This is a genomic window from bacterium (genome assembly GCA_030693425.1).
Lineage (GTDB): Bacteria > Patescibacteriota > Minisyncoccia > Minisyncoccales > GWA2-46-15 > GWA2-46-15.
In genome coordinates, this window is the sequence record JAUYAM010000003.1 from 16568 (window position 1) to 34074 (window position 17507).

Below are 17507 nucleotides of genomic sequence, written 5' to 3' on the forward strand. Positions count from 1 at the left end.
TCTATTTGACCCCATTGACGACAGTCGTCAATGGGCTATAAAGGAGCTTAGCTCCTTTTAACCTGGTTTAAATGTCTTCGTATATTTTTGGTCGGTACTGCAGGGCTTCGGCCATATGGGAAATGCCTATATCCTCTATTCTTTCTAAATCGGCAATGGTTCGGGCTACTTTTATCATTTTCATGTAAGACCGGGCGGATAATTGGAATTTCAGGCCGGCCTGCCTTAAAAGCTGTTCCACTTCTTTCGTCAGTTGACAGTATTTTTTAATGTGGCTGTTCTTCATTTGGGCGTTTGTATAAATATCCTTTCTCTTAAAGCGTTTTTGCTGGATTTTTCGGGCCACCACCACTCTTTTTTTGACTTTTTCCGACGATTCTAAAAACTCTGAGGCTTTTTGATTTTCCGAAAATTCCCCAACATCAACCGGCTGAACAACCACGTGCAAATCGATTCTATCGAGAATTGGCCCGGAAATTCTTCTCTGGTATTTCCTGATCTGACGGGGAGAACAAATGCAATTTTTCCTTGGATGATTCAGGTAGCCGCAGGGACAGGGATTGGCCGAGGCCACGAGCATGAAATCGGCCGGATACCTCACCCTTTCTTTGCTTCGAGATATCGTCAGATAGCCGTCTTCCAAAGGCTGACGAAGAGCCTCCATCACCGATCTGGGAAATTCATTAAACTCATCCAGAAAAAGAACTCCTCTGTGCGCTAAACTGATTTCTCCAGGCTGGGGTCTGGTTCCCCCGCCGATCAGACCAACTAGAGAAGCCGTATGGTGCGGCGCCCTGAATTGGCGACTAGTAACCAGAGAACCTCCAGGCGGTATGTTGCCCGAGGCAGAATACAGTTTCGTCACTTCCAAAGACTCTTCTTCGCTTAATGGCGGCAAGATTCCAGGAAGAGCTCTAGCCAGCATGGTTTTTCCCGAGCCCGGAGAGCCTACCATAATAATATTGTGACTGCCCGAGGCCGCTATTTCTATGGCACGTTTGGCCTGTTCCTGGCCCAAGATTTCTTTCATGTCAAACTCGGCCGGAGCGGGAAGTCGGTCATCGATTTCGCTCTTTTTGAAAATCGCTGGTTCAATCAGCTTCCTGCCTAGGAAATGAGCCGTCAGTTCAAAAAGATTTTCCACGGGATACACCTTAATTCCTTTGATGACCGCCGCCTCGTTGGCCGAATCCTTGGGGACAAATAAATTTTCAAAACCGGCCTCTTTGGCAAAAAGCGCCAGCAAAAAAGCTCCCCGAGTATGGCGTAACGAACCGTCCAGCGACAGCTCGCCAAAGAATAAAGATTTTTCCGGCAAAGAAAAGGGCAAAACACTTCTCAGTATTCCCAGAGCGATCGGCAAATCATAAAAAGAGCCTTCCTTGGGAATATCGGCCGGCGCCAAGTTAACGGTGATTTTCTTTGGAGGAAACTCAATGCCTGAACTCAAAATGGCCGCCCTCACCCTTTCTTTGCTTTCGTCCACGGCTTTGTCGGGCAAACCAACGATTTCAAAACCGGGCAATCCTCGGTTGGCTAAATGCACTTCAACGTCGACTTTAATTGTTTCCAGCCCTAAATTGGCGGCTGATGGAACTTTAACTAACATAGTATTTGTTACCTTCTTGTTTTATAAAGCCTTTGATTTGCATTAAAGATAGGTCAGCGCTGATTTTTGAAACCGGCAGAGACAGGAGCCGGGCTAAGCCATCGGCTTCCATAGGCTCTCTCTTTAGATTTTCCATTATTTTCCTTTCCAGATCGCTCATTCTAACCAAACCGGTCTTGACTCCGACCAAACTCGGCTTAGTCAAGGAGATGTTGAAAAAACTCAAAATGTCTTGGGCTTGGGTTACCACCGCGGCTCCATCCTTGATTAACTTGGCCGTTCCCTGAGAAACTTCGCTCGTCAATGGTCCTGGCACGGCAAATATCTTCCGGCCAAAACTTTTGGCGTGTCCCACCGTAATGAAAGTGCCAGAAACAAGACCAGCCTCGACTACCAAAACGGCCTGGGAGAGTCCGGCCACAATTCTGTCCCTTTTGGGATAGGTCCACAGGGCCGGCGAAAAACTTCCTTCGAATTCCGAGAGAATTAAGCCCCTGTTCTCTAAAATTTTTTGGTAAAGTTCTTCTTGATATTCGGGATGGATTAAATCTATACCGCAGGGCATAACGGCAATGGTCCTGCCGCCAACTGTCACCGTCGCCCGATGGGCCGCTTCGTCCCCGCCGTACATGAAACCGGAAACAATCGTCACTCCTGCTGCGGCAATTTCTGAAACCAGAAGTTCGGTCATCCGCCGGCCATAGCTCGTGAATCTCCGAGAACCCACCACCGCCAGACAATTTTCAAAAATATCATTGTCCCACTCGCCTTTATAATAAAGCTTCTTGGGCGCCCCCTTAATTTTCTTCAACAACCTCGGGTATCTTTTGTCTTTTAATTCGACAGAATTAAACTTATTTATTTCAATAACATTCACGATATTCGTTCTCTTTAAAGGAGCTTAGATCCTTTCTTCTTAATTGTGCTTTTCCTACATGGTACGAGCCAGGGTGAAGCCAAAAACCCTCTTTACTCCCGACTTTCTTAAAACCTTGGCACATTCTTTCATTGTCGCTCCGCTTGTCCAAATATCATCTACTAGTAGAACATTGTCACTAAAGGAGCTAAGCTCCTTTCTTCGAAAGGAATCTTTGACGTTGACTAACCGCTTTGTCTTGTCTAATTTTGTTTGGGACGGCGTGTCTTTTATTTTTTCCAGCAGAGGTAATATCTTTTTCCTTGTAATTTCTCCGATTTTTTTGGCTATTAATTCCGCCTGGTTAAACCCTCTCCGTCTTTCTTTTTTCTTGAAAAGGGGCACAAAAGTTATTATTGTGTCTTCCGGAACATACGGTTCTCTTGTTTCAAAAGCCTTTTCAACAAGCTCGTCGATGGCGTCAAACATCCCGTCGTATTTAATTTTAAAAATAATCTCTTTGATCAACCCTTCGTACTCCCAACAACTAACCACTTCCTCCACGCTTCCCTGTTGAAAAAGACTGGGGGCTTCGGAAAGAAATAAGCTGCATTTTTCGCAAATATACTTTCCCTCTTTGCCGCAACCAACGCAACTTCTCGGCAAAATTATATCCAAAACCGTCTCTTTTAATTTCTCCCACATCATCTTTTAAAACTTGGCCTCATTGACGACAGTCGTCAATGAACTAATCTTCTAATGTTAATTTCCCTAATTCATTATCTAAATTTACTTGTTCTAAACATTGTTTTGCAAATTCTTTATATTGTTCCGGGCCTAAAAATAATTCTCCTAAAATATCTTTATCGATAATTGGAGAATCTCTTTTGCCCGCATAATCTGCCAAACTGCAATAAGGATATTTAATCGCCCAATCATAAGCTTTTTCAAATTCATTAACCGCTTTTTTGTATCCCCCTGGATACATTTCAAAAACATTTTTTACTTGAATGTACACGCTAAGATACTTAAAATATATTTCTTCATCTATTATTTTTGACCTATACGGACCCTGAAATAGTCTTCCATTTTCTTGGTGTCTTGTATTAAAATATTTTGCCATGCTTGTCCCGAACCTTTTCATAAAAAAACTTATACCGTTCTCCCTGATTTCTTTCAGAAACAAATGATAATGATTTTCCAATAAGGAAAAGCTAATAATCTTTACAAGCGGTTTTCTTTCCGGCCAGTTGCCCGGCCAAATAAATGGCTTATTGACGACAGTCGTCAATGAAGTCTGTATTTTATAAAAGGGGTTGGCCGCTACAAATTCATCGTTAAGATAATATAGTATTTCTAAAAAGTGCCACTTGTCCTTATTATCTCTAACAATTTCTTGCTTTCTGTTCCCGCGATTATATACATGCACGAACGAACCAATTGTAATTTTTTCTCTTTGCATTTTAGTTTATCAGTGTCATTGACGACTGTCGTCAACTGTCATTGGGCTTGGCACGGTTTCTAGCGACGCTAAAGGCTCGGGCGAGGGTTCGGGGCTGGGCGCGGGCGACGCTGCCGGGGTTTCACTTGGGGATGGTCCTTCGACAGGCTCAGGATAAACTACAGGCGATTCGCTCGGCGCCGGAGAAGGTTCTGGCGTTGGCGACGGCGTTTCCGGCGGCAGTGCGTTAACACCTGACGTTAAATCGGGCGCACCAACGTCAGGTGTTGGCGCGGCTGGTAAAACCGAATTATTAGACTGCGGGAAGGGCTGGTTGGCAGCGGATTTATCGCAATCCCCACGGAATTTCTGCCACTCGCCGTTCTCAATCCAGGTGCACCAGATCTCTCCGGTAGCCCGGTCAACCATTTCAATCTTGTCCACGCGGGCGGTCTCGGCCGTGACTTTTCCGACAATGATTTCTTTGAGCTGAGCAATGCCGTTTTCCAGAATCAGGCCTAGAGAAGCTAAAACCTGCTTGATTTTCGCTTCCAGCCAAGGCATGGGCGTTTCCGAGCCGATGCCGCCTTCAGAATTCAAGTCAATGCCTAAAATTGTTTTAATCTCGGCAATGTCCTGATTTTGTTTCTTGGCCACTTCCAAGAGATAAAGCGGGATCTTGTCGTATTTCAAGCCATTGGGAAGGCCGTCTTTGTCGTAAATAACCAACTCGCCCAAACCGACATTGGCAAATTCTTCGGCAATAAAGCCGATTTCTTCATGGCCAGAGGCCTTGTCAGTAAAGAGTTTCGGCGAAACTTCTAAGATTTTATTAAAGTCGACTTCAAATAAACGGATGTTATCTTTGTATCTTTGAGAAGAGGAATCGTAATAGAAGTTGCCGGTAGCAGTGTCAACCCTGACAAGATTGTAACTGGCTGTGCCGGTCAGGCCGGCAACGGCAAATTTGGTTCCAGGAGCTGTCGTCCCGATGCCGACGTTGCCGCCTGCCAAAATGACAAACTTGTCTCCGCCGACACCAGTAGATGAGTTTACTTCAAAAGCATTGGCAGTGGCGCCATCGGCCAAAACAATCTTTTGGCCAACCACAGCCGTAGAGCCGATATTCAAAGTTAAGCTGGCCCCGGCTAAAGTCACCACGTCGCCAGCTTGAGTAAGCGTGGCATCGCCATTGTCCCAGTTAACCACCCCGCCTTCAGCTAAGAACAGATCTGAGAATTGTAAAGCGGTTGTGCCTAAATAAGCGCCGTCATTGGCATCGGGAACGAAACCGGTGGCAGCGGAAACCAATATTGATTGCAGTTGCGCCGTAGAAGCATTGAATATCAAGCCGGCATTTGTTCTAGCGCCTAAACTACCGGACGCCGCTGTCGCAAACAAAGGAAAAGAGGTGGTGTCAGCCGCTTCATCTGCCACTGTCACAGTGACGGCGTTGCCCGTGATTGAACCGGCAATGACATTGGTAACTTCCAGGTCAGTAAACCAGCCTTTTACCACGCGGGTGCCTGTCGCGCCTAAAGAACCTGTAATGTAAGATGTCCCAACTACATGGAGCGGAGCGCCTGGATCTATTGTCCCGATGCCGACGTAGCCGGCAAAATAAGCGGCGCCGTCTGAATCAATGTTAGCCACTTCGCTTCCGTTTTTGGTTTGGATGGAGAGTTTGGTGTTTCCGGAATTATCGCCGAGTTTTAGGTTAAGGTTAGCCTGGTTATTGGCTTTAATGTTGGCGGCGGTGAGGGAATCAATTGCCAGTTCTCCCTCGGTCATGGTCAGGCTGCCGGTGAGGGTTAAGTCTTTAGTAGTAATGGATTTTTGGACAGTTAAATCACCGGACTGGCTCATGGAAAACTTCCCGCCGGCGACACCGAAATCAAACTCTTTGGATTTAAGCTTGCCGGAAAAATTGGCAGTCACAGCGTTTAAGTCTTTGACAACAGTCAAATCTCCGTTTCCGGAGAGGTTGGCTAACTGGGTCTTAACTCCTAGATTATCTAGTTTATAAAATGTAATATTTCCGTCAGTATCAACAGCCAAATTCGGGTTGTACCAGGAAATATTTACCAGCATTGATATTTTTCCACAGGTTATAGAAGGATCGGTGCCGGAAGGACAGTTAATTATTTGCTCCGGATGATTAATTGGGTCAAAAGCCTCTAAGGCCTTGCCCACTGACGGTCCGACGTTGGTGGCTTTCATGCCAAAGCCGGGAATGGCGGAAGAGGTAAGAATATCGCCGATGTTGACTTGACCATTGGCAGTAGAGACTTTTATAGGAACTCTACCAGACATGGCAATGGGTTGAGGATTAGTGGAAAAATTAATTACTGCTCTCCCGAATGTTTGGACCGGAGAAGTTGAAACAATTCCTAATACCTCTTTCTGATAAGATTGATCAGCTTTTTTTACAATAGTTACTGTTTTTTGTTCGTTTTCGCCAAGAAGTTCTCCAGTTAGAGCGTTTACCTTAGGAGATTCGTAGTTCAAGGTTTGATTTGTGGCTGAAACAATGTCAGCCGGCTCAACTCCGGTTTCTGCAGGATACCACTCGGCAATGTCTCCCGGCGCTGCTGAGCAAGCAACAATATCACGGTCGACAAAAGTGGTATCAGAGTCGGCACCTGAATGGCACAGTCCATTGGTGGTGGCGGTACCATTAGAATCAAGTTGAATATCCCCATTAACCTCAAATTCTTGACTCGGTGCCACCCCGATGCCGACGTAGCCGGCAGCGGTTATTGTCATTCTTGTAGAAACAGCGGCGCTGCTTTCAGTAGTTTGAAGATAAATTGCTCCGCCAGTGCCATCAGTTGTTACGCTTACACCGCCAACTCCACCCCTTAAATATAAAACTCCTCCTGTGCCGCCAAGTGTATCTCCAGTCCCGCCTATTCCACCATATACATAAGCATTTCCGCCAGCGCTACCTTGTAGCCCACCAGCTCCCCCAGTTCCACCCCTTAAATATGAAGCCCCGCCAACGCCAGAAGTATCTGAAGTCCCGCCAGAAGCCACTCCGCCTGTTCCTCCAGTTAAAGTAATTCCTCCGCCTGCTCCGCCCACCCTTGTTGTTCCTATCGTAGTTGCCGTCCCGCCAGTTCCTCCTGTAATAGTTGCAGTTCCACCTTTACCGCCAGTAGAGGAGGTCGCAGCCGAACTGGCAACACCTCCAACTCCACCCGCAAAAGTAAAGTCTGCTCCTATTCCGCCAACTCCAGTTGAAGCAATTGAGGTTGTCCCGCCTATTCCGCCTGAAATTACCAAAGTATCTGTTGCCGCAGTCCCCGGAGTTGTGCCGGCATCCGCGGGTTGTGATCCGGCAATGTTGAGCACTGCAGTTGGTGTCGCGTCTCCGATGCCGACGTTGCCAGTAGAATCTAATATCATTTTTTGATCCGCACCGATATACCAGTTGAAGCCGGGACCCCTGAAATCAAGGCCTGTTGACGAAACACCTAACCCGTGTACCGCATTACTATCACCATCGTCATAGAGCTTAAGTTTCATATTCGCTCCTCCAGTATTTGAATATGTGCCTCCGAGTGACAACGTAACAGGAGTAGCTGTTTCTACCGGGCTTTGTGTTCCAATCTGGAGAGTATTCAACGGACTGGTCGTCCCGATGCCGACGTTACCAGCATTTGTAATTGTCACAGCAGCATTTGTCAAATCTGCACTTGTGACATCAGCGGCTGATTGAGCCAAAAAGTGTAATGACCCTCTACCATAAGTAGAAGTTCGCTCGAATACAATCGCTGACTTTATTGGATAATCAGAACCACTAGAATATGAAGCAAACCCCATGCCCACAAAAGCATTAGTAGCTATATTTCCTTGTATACGTAGGTCAAATGTGTTTGGCGCAGAGTACTGAATATGAAGTCTACCTTGTGGCGCTGTCGTCCCGATGCCGACGTTGCCGGCTCCTGCTTCTGAGACAAAAGCATAGGTGTTGGTTACAGACGATCCTCCACTGGTGGTTGGCGCGGCGGCATAGTTCAGGTAGAGATTGGTGACCACGCTGGTTGTCCCAATCCCGATGTTTCCGCTGGCATAGTTGACAAACAGATTGGTAAGTTGGGGCGATGTCCCTCCTATCCCAATGTTCGGTCTGTTGTATAAACCATAGATCGAAGTTACCGGAGTAGCCGAAGCCATTGTTCCCGTGTAACTGTTGTTGAGCTTGGTGGTGTAGTATGTTCCCGCACTGACGGCTGTAACTGACTGACCAATATCCAAAGTTCCTCCTGGCCCCGTCGTCCCGATGCCGACGTTGCCACTGTTTGTTATTCTCATTCTCTCGTCGGCCATCCCCACTGGGCCTGCATCGGAAGCAGAATCATTTAAAAATACTATATCGCCCTTACCCCAAAAACCAGTAGTGTTAACGTATCCAATAGCACCCTTTCCCATTCTCCCCGCCGCACCATCCACAAGAAAATTTTGAAAAACGGTATATCCGATGTCATTGTAGGGATTTGCAAGGATTGAGGCGTAGACAACTCCCGATGCGGCGACAGGTGAAACGTGAAGTGTGGCTAATGGTCCCGTTGTCCCGATGCCGACGTTGCCGGCATTTGCTTCTGTGACAAAAGCATATTTGTTAGTCAAGGTGCCTGCGGTTACTGTAGGAGCGGCGATGTAAGAACCATACCAATTTGTTACCGTTGTCCCACTTTTATTTAAAGTAAAACCACTCTTTTGATTGAATATGTTGGTAACAGTATTACCAGTGTATGTGGGATTGACATCCAAATAACCGCCCGGAGACCCTGTCGCGATGCCGACGTTGCCCCCACCTGTAACTAGTGCGTAACCAGTAGTTGAAGTAAAGTAGCCCCCAATACCCGATGAAGCATTCTGTCCATACACGCCATAGCCGGTACTGCTGTTATATCCATGCACACCTTTGCCGGCGGCGCCAGCGTTAGATCCATACACGCCGTAGCTGGTGCCGGTGCCATATATGCCGGCGTTGGCTACACCGGCACCTCCAACACTCAATGTCGATATGGGTCCCGTTGTCCCGATGCCGACATTCCCGCCTGCCAGGATAACAAACTTGTCCCCGCCCACTCCGGCTGAAGAATTGACTTCAAAAGCATTGGCAGTGGCGTTGGCAGCCAGGACAATCTTCTGGCCGACTACGGCAGTGGAACCGATACCAAGGTGCAAAAGGGCAGTAGGTGCCGTCGTCCCGATGCCGACGTTGCCGCCTGTATTGAAATAACTGTTTCCGTTATACCCTCTAAAACGAATTGTTGGAGTTACGCTACTATCACTACTAAATAAGTCGAAATATCCGCCTGAGTTATTCCCTAACAAAGATCCTGCACGGATAGAGCCAGTTGTTAAATTTATTCCAGTACCTTCTGTTGCACCAACTATGTCTAACTTATACCCTGGCCCTGTCGTCCCGATGCCGACGTTGCCGCCGTCATACACTCCAAAAATTGTGGAGCCATTGTCCCTTGCCAAGAAAATTGGGGAAGTTTGAGTACCATTGTCTGCAATTAAAGCTGCTGATTCAAAAGTGGGTGTAGTATTTTGCAGCCCAAAATAACCAGCGATTTGTATCGGAGAGGTGCCGGTATTAAGTCCAAAAGCGGCTAATCCAATATTTGTGGCTGAGTTCTTGGCAATGGTAGCTCTGCCTAAGATGCCGAAATTTACATTGCCGTTTTCTCCCAAACCAAACAGACCAATGTTTGTACCCGTTGTTGTACCATAAGCTAGACTGTTATTGCCTATATTGGTAGAAGGAGAAGTAGCTGCGGTAGAAAGATTCAAATTCGTCCCTGTTCCCGCGACCGAATTTCCGATAAATAATCCACGGGCACCAGAAGTACCCGTGTAACCAGCATTATATAATATTCTCATTGCTCCATTGTTAAAACTGGAACTTCCAGCACTGGTAACATTAACATCGATTCCAAATTGCACATTTGTTATAACTGTGGGTTGGGTGGCGGTTATACTTAAACTATTAGTCTGGTCAGTAAGTGTTCCACTTGCAATATCCAGTGTTGCCCCCGGTGCCGTCGTCCCGATGCCGACGTTGCCGCTACTATCAATTCTCATTCTTTCGGTAGAACTTTCCGAGCCGTCGGCAGTTGTCCAAAAACTTAAACGCCCTGGCATATCTCCTGCACCTGGTGTGCCATCTACGTAAGCAGCGATGTATGCGGCAGTTGACTGATAGTCAACACCATCATCTCCGCCCCAAGCAATCATTCCTAACTGGTCATTGTTTTGTGCGATTGTGTAGCTACCGATGGCAGCATTACGGCTTTTGCCAAAAATTAACTTAGGCGCAAGGGCATCTGCTGATGCTCGAAATATACCAATTGATGAATCTACCGCACCCGTTCCCAATACTTGCAATTCTGGTATCTGACCGGCTCCTGAGCCAGCCGTTAGTGTCACCTGTGATGAGTTGCCAATGATTAAACCAAATCCATTTGATATTTCAGTATCCCCATTAACCGTTAATACATTACCAGGTAAAGTCGTCCCGATGCCGACGTTGCCGGCTCCTGCTTCTGAGACAAAAGCATAGGTGTTGGTGACCGATGACCCACTATTTAAAGTTGGCGCGGCTGCATAGTTCAGGTAGAGATTGGTGACCACGCTGGTTGTCCCAATCCCGATGTTTCCACTAGTGTAGTTAACAAACAGATTGGTCAGCTGGGGTGATGTTCCTCCTATCCCGACATTCGGCCGGTTATACAAACCATAGATACTCGTCACCGGAGTGGCTGAAGCCATTGTTCCCGTGTAACTGTTGTTGAGTTTGGCGGTGTAGTATGTCCCAGCGCTTGCTGCCGTGACTGCCTGACCAATATCCAATGTCCCTCCCGGACTCGTCGTCCCGATGCCGACTAGGCCCGCCGAAGTGACAACGAAGGAGGCCGTTGCCGAACTATTGACTTGAAAAATTTGTGATGGCGCCGTCGTCCCGATGCCGACGTTGCCGGCTTTCAGATATAAAGTATTGACAATGGCGCCGGTGTTTACCGATGTGAAAGGCACGACCGAGTTTTGAGTCAGAGTAAAATCCGCGCCCGGAGCAATGTTGGCGATGACCGGAGAGGTAATAGTGGGCGAAGCGTTAAAAACTGCAAGCCCTGTGCCTGTTTCGTCGGTTACGGCAGCAATCAAGTTCGCAGATGTCGGGGTTCCGAGGAATGTCGCCACACCTGTGGCAAGTCCACTTACACCTGTGCTGATAGGCAACCCAGTGGCGTTGGTAAGCACACCTGAAGCAGGAGTGCCTAATGCTGGAGCCACAAACGTTTTATTACTCATCGTCTGGGCTTTGGTTTTGAAAGTGAACTCATCCACTACATTGGCAAAATCTGGGATAGTCAGAGTCGTAGCCCCAACTGTTTGGGCGGTAAGTGCGACATCTACAAGATACGCATTTGTTAATTTAAGAGGAGTAGCCGCGGAAGTTGCGAGAGAGGTTGCAGAAGCTACGCCGAGAGTTGGAGTTGTCAAAGCAGGCGAGGTTGAAAATACTAAATTAGTTGATGTAGTGCCAGTTGCGCCTGCGGCGGTATAACCCGTGATATTGTTAAATAAAGTAATTGAAGCAGTTGAACCTCCTGTCCCACCGTCTGCAACTGCAACATCATTTCCTCCTGTGCTGTAAATTGTTCCCGTTATTCCTTGTAGAGTTAGAGTTGTCGTTCCCGCTACTGCGGCGGCATTCAAAATAGATGAACCAGAAGTTGAACCGGCGAGAATAAACTTATCAACAGCCCCTCCGATAGTTCCAAATGTTTTAGCTCCTGTTACCGTTTGAACAGAAGCAAGAACCATATCTCCAGCCCCGGCAGTAGCCCAAGTTAATACTCCCGCACCATCTGTTTGCAATAATTGGTTCGCGGTTCCATCATCGATGGGTAGAGTAAGCGTGTAAGTTCCTGCTGCTGCGGCAGGTTGAATGATAATTTTACCAGAAGTATTGCCAGCAAATGAAATAACACCCTTAGTAGTTCCTGCTAATCCTAATGATAATAATTCAAGTGGTGCCGTCGTCCCGATCCCTACATTCCCGCCTGCCAGAATGACAAACTTGTCCCCGCCGACTCCGGCAGAAGAGTTGACTTCAAAAGCGTTGGCAGTAGCTCCCGAAGCCAAAACAATCTTTTGACCGACAACAGCGGTGGAACCGATGCCTAAATGTAATAAAGCGGTGGGAGCGGTAGTGCCGATGCCCAGATTGCCGTTAATTCCTACAACATCTGTCGAAAAATCTCCCCAGATTAAAGGCGAGGAGGAATTTGAATTTTCAATGTATAGTTTATTAGAGCCCGTTTCGTTATATCCTGCTTGATAGCCAAAAAATATGTTGCTGGAACCATCGCCATTGTAACCAGCTGCATAACCTATCAAGACATTATTAGTGCCGGTATTAAGGGCGGCAGTAGTATAGCCAATAGCAATACTATTGCCTCCAGCAATGGCATTTTTACCCACAGCCACAGCTTGATTGCCGGTCGTGCTCGCATCGGATCCTATGGCCACGCCCCTGTAAGCAGCAGAAGCGTTGGAACCAATAGCAACGGCTCTGCTGTTAGTAACGGTAGCAACGTACCCTATTGCCACTGATTCGGTAAAAGAACCGACAGAAGCAAGATAACCAAACTTTTCGCTCGAACTATTGGTCAAACTTGTAATATTTCCGACCACCTGCAAGGCTGCTATCGGTTCCGTCGTCCCGATGCCGATGTTGCCGCTTCCTAAAATTGTCATTGCTTGGGCCAGAGCACTGTCTGTGGTGCTGGTGATGGCGGTAATGCTGACAGTTGCTCCTGTCCCTGTTCCGCCGGTGGTTACCTTGCCCGTGCCGGTCGTGTAGCCTGTTCCTGCCGCCGCCGGAGCCGTGTTCAAGGTTAGAACCACGCCGCTTCCATCAACTGTGGCTACCGTCACTGTTCCACCCGTTCCTCCAGTCGTAACCGTCAAAGTGTCAGCGGCAGTGTAACCAGTCCCGCCAGCGGTAGGTGTTGCGCTTATGGTGCTGATACCTCCTGTGGTTAGAGCAGAAGAAGTCCAGAACTGTATTTGTCCCGTCCCCGTTCCCGTGGAAAGACCAGAAGAAAGAACCAGTGACCCACCATTTTTATCTGTGGCCCCACTGGTTGCTCCACCGGCATTGACCGTCAAAGCATATCCGGCCGTATCGGCAACCGTCCCCCGTTCCATACCAAAACCTCTGGCCGCATCGCCGCCTAATCCAAGTAAACGAGTCGGTCCCGTCGTCCCGATGCCGACGTTGCCGGCAGTGGAATCAATGATCAATCCATAAGAAGTGCCTGATGTGACTGTTCCTCCGGTTATCTTTAAGCCGGTAGAGGTGACTGTACCCGTTGTTTGAGTGATATTCGGCATCGTGACGTCAAGCCCTGTCCAGGTGTCTGTGCCGGTGAGTGTGTTCTGGACCAAGGCGCCGCCGGTAATAACCAGGCCTTTGTAAGCATAGGTTGAGGCGCCGGTGTTGGTGACAGCCGGCAAGCTAATGGTTTGGCCGGTCGCGGAATAACCCGTGGCCGTGATATTGGTTGACAAATCTATTGCCTGGCCAACCAAATTGCCTGCTAAAGTGGCGGCTGCTCCGTAAGCCAGGTTCAGGACAGTGCCCGAAGTATTCTTGGAGTTTAAATAAGCCAGGTTGGCAGAAGAGACATTGGTGCCGGTTAAAGTCAGGGCCGTGGCATTGGATCCTGGCACGGCTGACAGGATGGTGAAAGCGCCGGTTGAGGGTGTAGTAGAACCAATGCCGGCGGGCGAACCCCAGGTATAGCCGCTTAATTGCTTGGCTTCAAAGGCAGCCGGCACTGCGCCCAAAACTTTTCTCGGCTTCATTTCCGAGTCAGCGCCGACAGTGACGCCTAGATAAAGCGTCTGGTTGAAGTTGACTGAACTCAAAGATGTAATTGTCCCTAGCATTGTCGAGAACAAGCCGTTCTTAACATAAATCCGATTGGTAATGTCGTCGTTACTCACCCAGGTTGAAGCCGGATCGTAAAAGCAGACATAACCGCCAGCTCCTGCGGCGCTGACTGACTGAATGACGGCTGATTCCTTTTTGGTCGTGTTCCACAAATACTGGCCAGCTGCCAAAGCGCTTTCGTTGGTATCGGTGGTATATGCCATCTTATCCACCCCGGTAGCACAGCCGTCATTGGTAAAAGTGGTGGTGCCGGTTTCGGTAAACAAAGCAGCGCTGGTCCAAGACTCGGTCCAGCTGGTCGAACCGCCGCCGGCAACGGTATAAAGATTGAAAACAATGTCATAGGCATTGTCAGCCACTGCCTGACTGCTGGTATCAGTTAATTTTCCCTGGTAATTGATTTTTTCATTTATCGCTGCCAAAGACTCCTGGACAAAAACAGCCCTAAAGAGGAGAAGGAGCAGAAGGATAATACAGATTTTGGCAGCTTTGTTGTTCATCAAAAATAATAAAAAGTTATGGCTGGGGAATGGTCGAACCCTGGACCTCCTTAGTCTCATCTAAAGAATAATTGGTAAAAGCTGAAAGATTGAACCGGCCGATAGTCTCTCCGCCTGACCCGCCTAAAATGATTTTGTCAACTATCATACTTTTAGGTTCGATAAAATCGCCAGCCCCGGCATTAATGTTCAAACCCAGGCCCAAAAAAATAAAAATACCAATACCCACCAAAACAAAAAACCAGGCCACTAAACCCAAAAGCCGGTCTGGTCTAAATAAACGCCTAAGCCTGACTGCCGGAAGAGAGATTTTTTTTAGGTGAAAATAGTTTTCAAGAGCTTGGTTAGCAATAAACCAGTCCCGACCGACCATTTTTCCTTTAAGTTTGCCTTTGCGGATTAATAAACCCAAATAATCCGGATGGTAGCCGGAAATATGCGACGCTTGCTTAAGGGAAAGAAACCCTTTTTCTGGAATAGTGGTCATCTTCCTTGGTTACGAACAAATATCGTTTTGGCGAGCTGAATAACTCATATCGTCTAAACGATTTTGTTCTGGTATCTTAGTTAATTATAATAAAGGCAAGCAGTAGCTGCAAGGGGTTGCTGTGGATAAGTCCGGGCGCCTATGACAGTTTACCCCGTTGCAATCCATAGCTTGGTTGATGTAATTATATTGACCAGAGCCGATAGGCGGCTACCGCCTCTTGGCCATAATATTCTCATTGGTTGTTGGCGGGATTGCTACGGGGTTTACCCGGTAGGTTCTGTCAAAGCGGGATCCTTTGGGGGTCGGTTAGCTAAAAGGTGTGGAATAAAACTATAATTGCCTAGCATTTTCCACATTATTGGAAAAACATCTCTCTTTATTCCCTGTTTTATGAATCTCCCCGCAGCAAGCTGCGGGGTATCTTCTCCCCCATAGTACTTGCTACGGACTTTATCGCGCCCTTCATCCCCGCTGCAAGCAGCGGGGTATTCGGGCGACTCTGAGATAAAAACTCCCCGTCTGTTAAACGGGGCGGGGCATTTGGGCGATTTTGAGATGAATATTATTGGGTCGTTGCCGTGCCGGTAATGTCGGCGGTATAGGAACCGTTAGGCGCGTAAACATTTTTTTGCTCGGCGGCAACGCAAAAAGAGGTGTCGGTACCAGAAGACGGATCGGTTCTCGCGTTTGAAGAAGCGATTTGAATAACGGTTGTGCTGGTAAAACCGCGATATTTAAGATTGTTCGCAGAAGGACTGGTGCAGCTGGAACCGGTTCCCCAGGTAGCAGTAGAAACATCATTGCCAAAGGCCGAAAAGCCAAACTGGTACTGGCTTTCATTAACATTCCAGGTTTCCGGCGTCCCGCTGGTGACTTCGGAATAGTCGGTAAAGCACTCGACATCGCCGGCAGTGCATAAGGTACTAGTTTTGTCGGTTTTTAAAGTCAGGGTATAGCCGCCGGGATTGTCGGTCTTAATATTCCAAGCAGCGCCGCCGGAAGCGTTAGTCACCGGCACGACCGTGCTCAAAGACATGTCCGAAAGCGAAAGATTGCTTGCGGGCACGGTTAAAGAGATATAGACTTCCTGAAGCTCTTGGTAACCGGCCTTGAGCTTATAGCTGGAGCTTGCCATCTCGCCGGTACCGACCTCGCCGATAGTGTCGCTGGAAAGATAATTAGTTGATTTCTGATCCACCCCGCCGACATTGACGCTATCGTCCTGGATAATATAGTTTTCGCTCTTCATGGCAGAAACAAAAGAGGCAATGACAAACAGCGTCGCCATGACTGCTAAAAAACGGTTTTTTAAGAATTCGATTTGCGTCATTTAATTAGTTTTGAAGCCGCCTGATAGATATAATTGATAAACGATTGGATTTTGGCAATAATTTCCTGATACCAGGACCCGACCGGGACAACCGGGATTGACGACTGCTCTTTTCTAACAAGCAATTCGGAAGAGATTGTTTTCACCGAACGGTTTTTGTGATCCAACACGGTAATAATTAAAGGATACATTCCCGGGTCTTCTGGCGGCAGGAAAACCGCAGAATAAAAAGTTTTTTCCTTGTTGACTCTCAAAAGATATAAAAACTCTTTGCCGCCTTTTTGTAAACTTATTGTTATCGTTTTAAGGATTTCCGGCATTCTCTCATATCCAACGAAAACTTTAACCGGCGCCTTATTGTTGACGCGGATTTTTGCCCTGCCCGTAGGAATAATATTTTTGCCTTCCTGTCTAAACTCAAAATCTTTCAGCGAGAGTTTTTGGATAGACGAAACCGGCGCCGTCGGCGAAGGAGAAACAGACGGAGTCGGCGAGGGCGAGGGGGTAACAAAAACCGCTGTCGGAAGAAACGCCGAAGCCATTGCTCCCGAAGAATAATTTTCTGATTCGTCATAGGAAAAAGCGGTATAGTAATAAGTCATGCCTTCTTCCACCTCTCTGTCAACAAAAGAACTTCCCTTTCCGCTGTAGACGGTAATGCCGGAAAAAGGATCTAAGGGATAAAACTGGTCGTTCCTCATTATTTTGACGCCTTTAAAATCGGCGTCGGGCGGATTTTTCCAGCGCAGCGTAATTTTGCCGCGACCGGCAACGGCTTCAAAATCGGCGGTGTTTGCCGGCGAAGTCGTGTCCGGCAGAGAAAGCGTGGTGAACTGATAATTAGACGTTTTGGCAGTATTCCCCTTTTTATCATGGACGGTTATCTGGAAATAATAAAGAGTTGAGGGCGAAAGATTCGACAAAAGGAAAGAGTGGGCGGCATTAAGACCGGTTTCAGAGATTGTTTCAATTTCATAATCAATGGTTTTGCCCCAGGATAACTGGGAAAGAGCAAGCTCAGAAGTATCAAATTTGATTATTGCCGAAGAGGTAGAACGGAAAATATAGAGATTGGAGATGCCTGGCGGCGTCGTGTCAAAAATCTCGGCAAGAAGAAGCGGGTTGCTGCCGCCGAATATAGGATTGGTTACCTCAAGGGTAATATGGACGACATCGCTTTCAGATGCTGCCCCGATGCTTCGAAGATCGGCAAAAAACAAAATAACGACAATAACAAGAAAAACTGCCGGAATGCTAACTAGCTTCTTTAATTTTAAAAACCGGGGGAGCTGGTTCATT

General features: G+C 47.4%; 8 protein-coding genes. All 8 read right to left on the reverse strand.

Annotation, left to right across the window (positions count from 1 at the left end; all coding sequences use genetic code 11):
- Positions 1-67 precede the first annotated feature (67 nt).
- Positions 68-1609 carry a YifB family Mg chelatase-like AAA ATPase gene (locus tag Q8N16_02900; protein MDP3093689.1) on the reverse strand — a complete coding sequence of 514 codons (1542 nt, stop codon included), beginning with the start codon at positions 1607-1609 and terminating at the stop codon, positions 68-70.
- Positions 1599-2486, reverse strand: coding sequence for a DNA-processing protein DprA (gene dprA, locus Q8N16_02905; GenBank protein ID MDP3093690.1), 888 nt, complete (start codon positions 2484-2486; stop codon positions 1599-1601). The genes Q8N16_02900 and dprA overlap by 11 nt, the downstream gene beginning before the upstream one ends.
- Positions 2487-2540: 54 nt before the next feature.
- Positions 2541-3173: a ComF family protein gene (locus Q8N16_02910; GenBank protein MDP3093691.1), complete on the reverse strand. Its 633-nt coding sequence runs from the start codon at positions 3171-3173 to the stop codon at positions 2541-2543.
- Positions 3174-3213: 40 nt separating this feature from the next.
- Positions 3214-3927, reverse strand: a complete 714-nt coding sequence (locus Q8N16_02915) for a transposase (protein MDP3093692.1) — start codon at positions 3925-3927, stop codon at positions 3214-3216.
- Between the two features lie 15 nt (positions 3928-3942).
- Positions 3943-14388, reverse strand: coding sequence for a hypothetical protein (locus tag Q8N16_02920; GenBank protein MDP3093693.1), 10446 nt, complete (start codon positions 14386-14388; stop codon positions 3943-3945).
- A 16-nt stretch (positions 14389-14404) separates the two neighbouring features.
- On the reverse strand, positions 14405-14875 hold the full coding sequence (locus Q8N16_02925) for a hypothetical protein (GenBank protein ID MDP3093694.1): 471 nt from the start codon (positions 14873-14875) through the stop codon (positions 14405-14407).
- Positions 14876-15440: 565 nt separating this feature from the next.
- The gene (locus Q8N16_02930) at positions 15441-16208 is read right to left on the reverse strand and encodes a hypothetical protein (GenBank protein ID MDP3093695.1); all 768 of its coding nucleotides are present in this window, start codon (positions 16206-16208) and stop codon (positions 15441-15443) included.
- Positions 16205-17506, reverse strand: coding sequence for a fibronectin type III domain-containing protein (locus tag Q8N16_02935; protein MDP3093696.1), 1302 nt, complete (start codon positions 17504-17506; stop codon positions 16205-16207). The genes Q8N16_02930 and Q8N16_02935 overlap by 4 nt, the downstream gene beginning before the upstream one ends.
- Position 17507 lies beyond the last annotated feature (1 nt).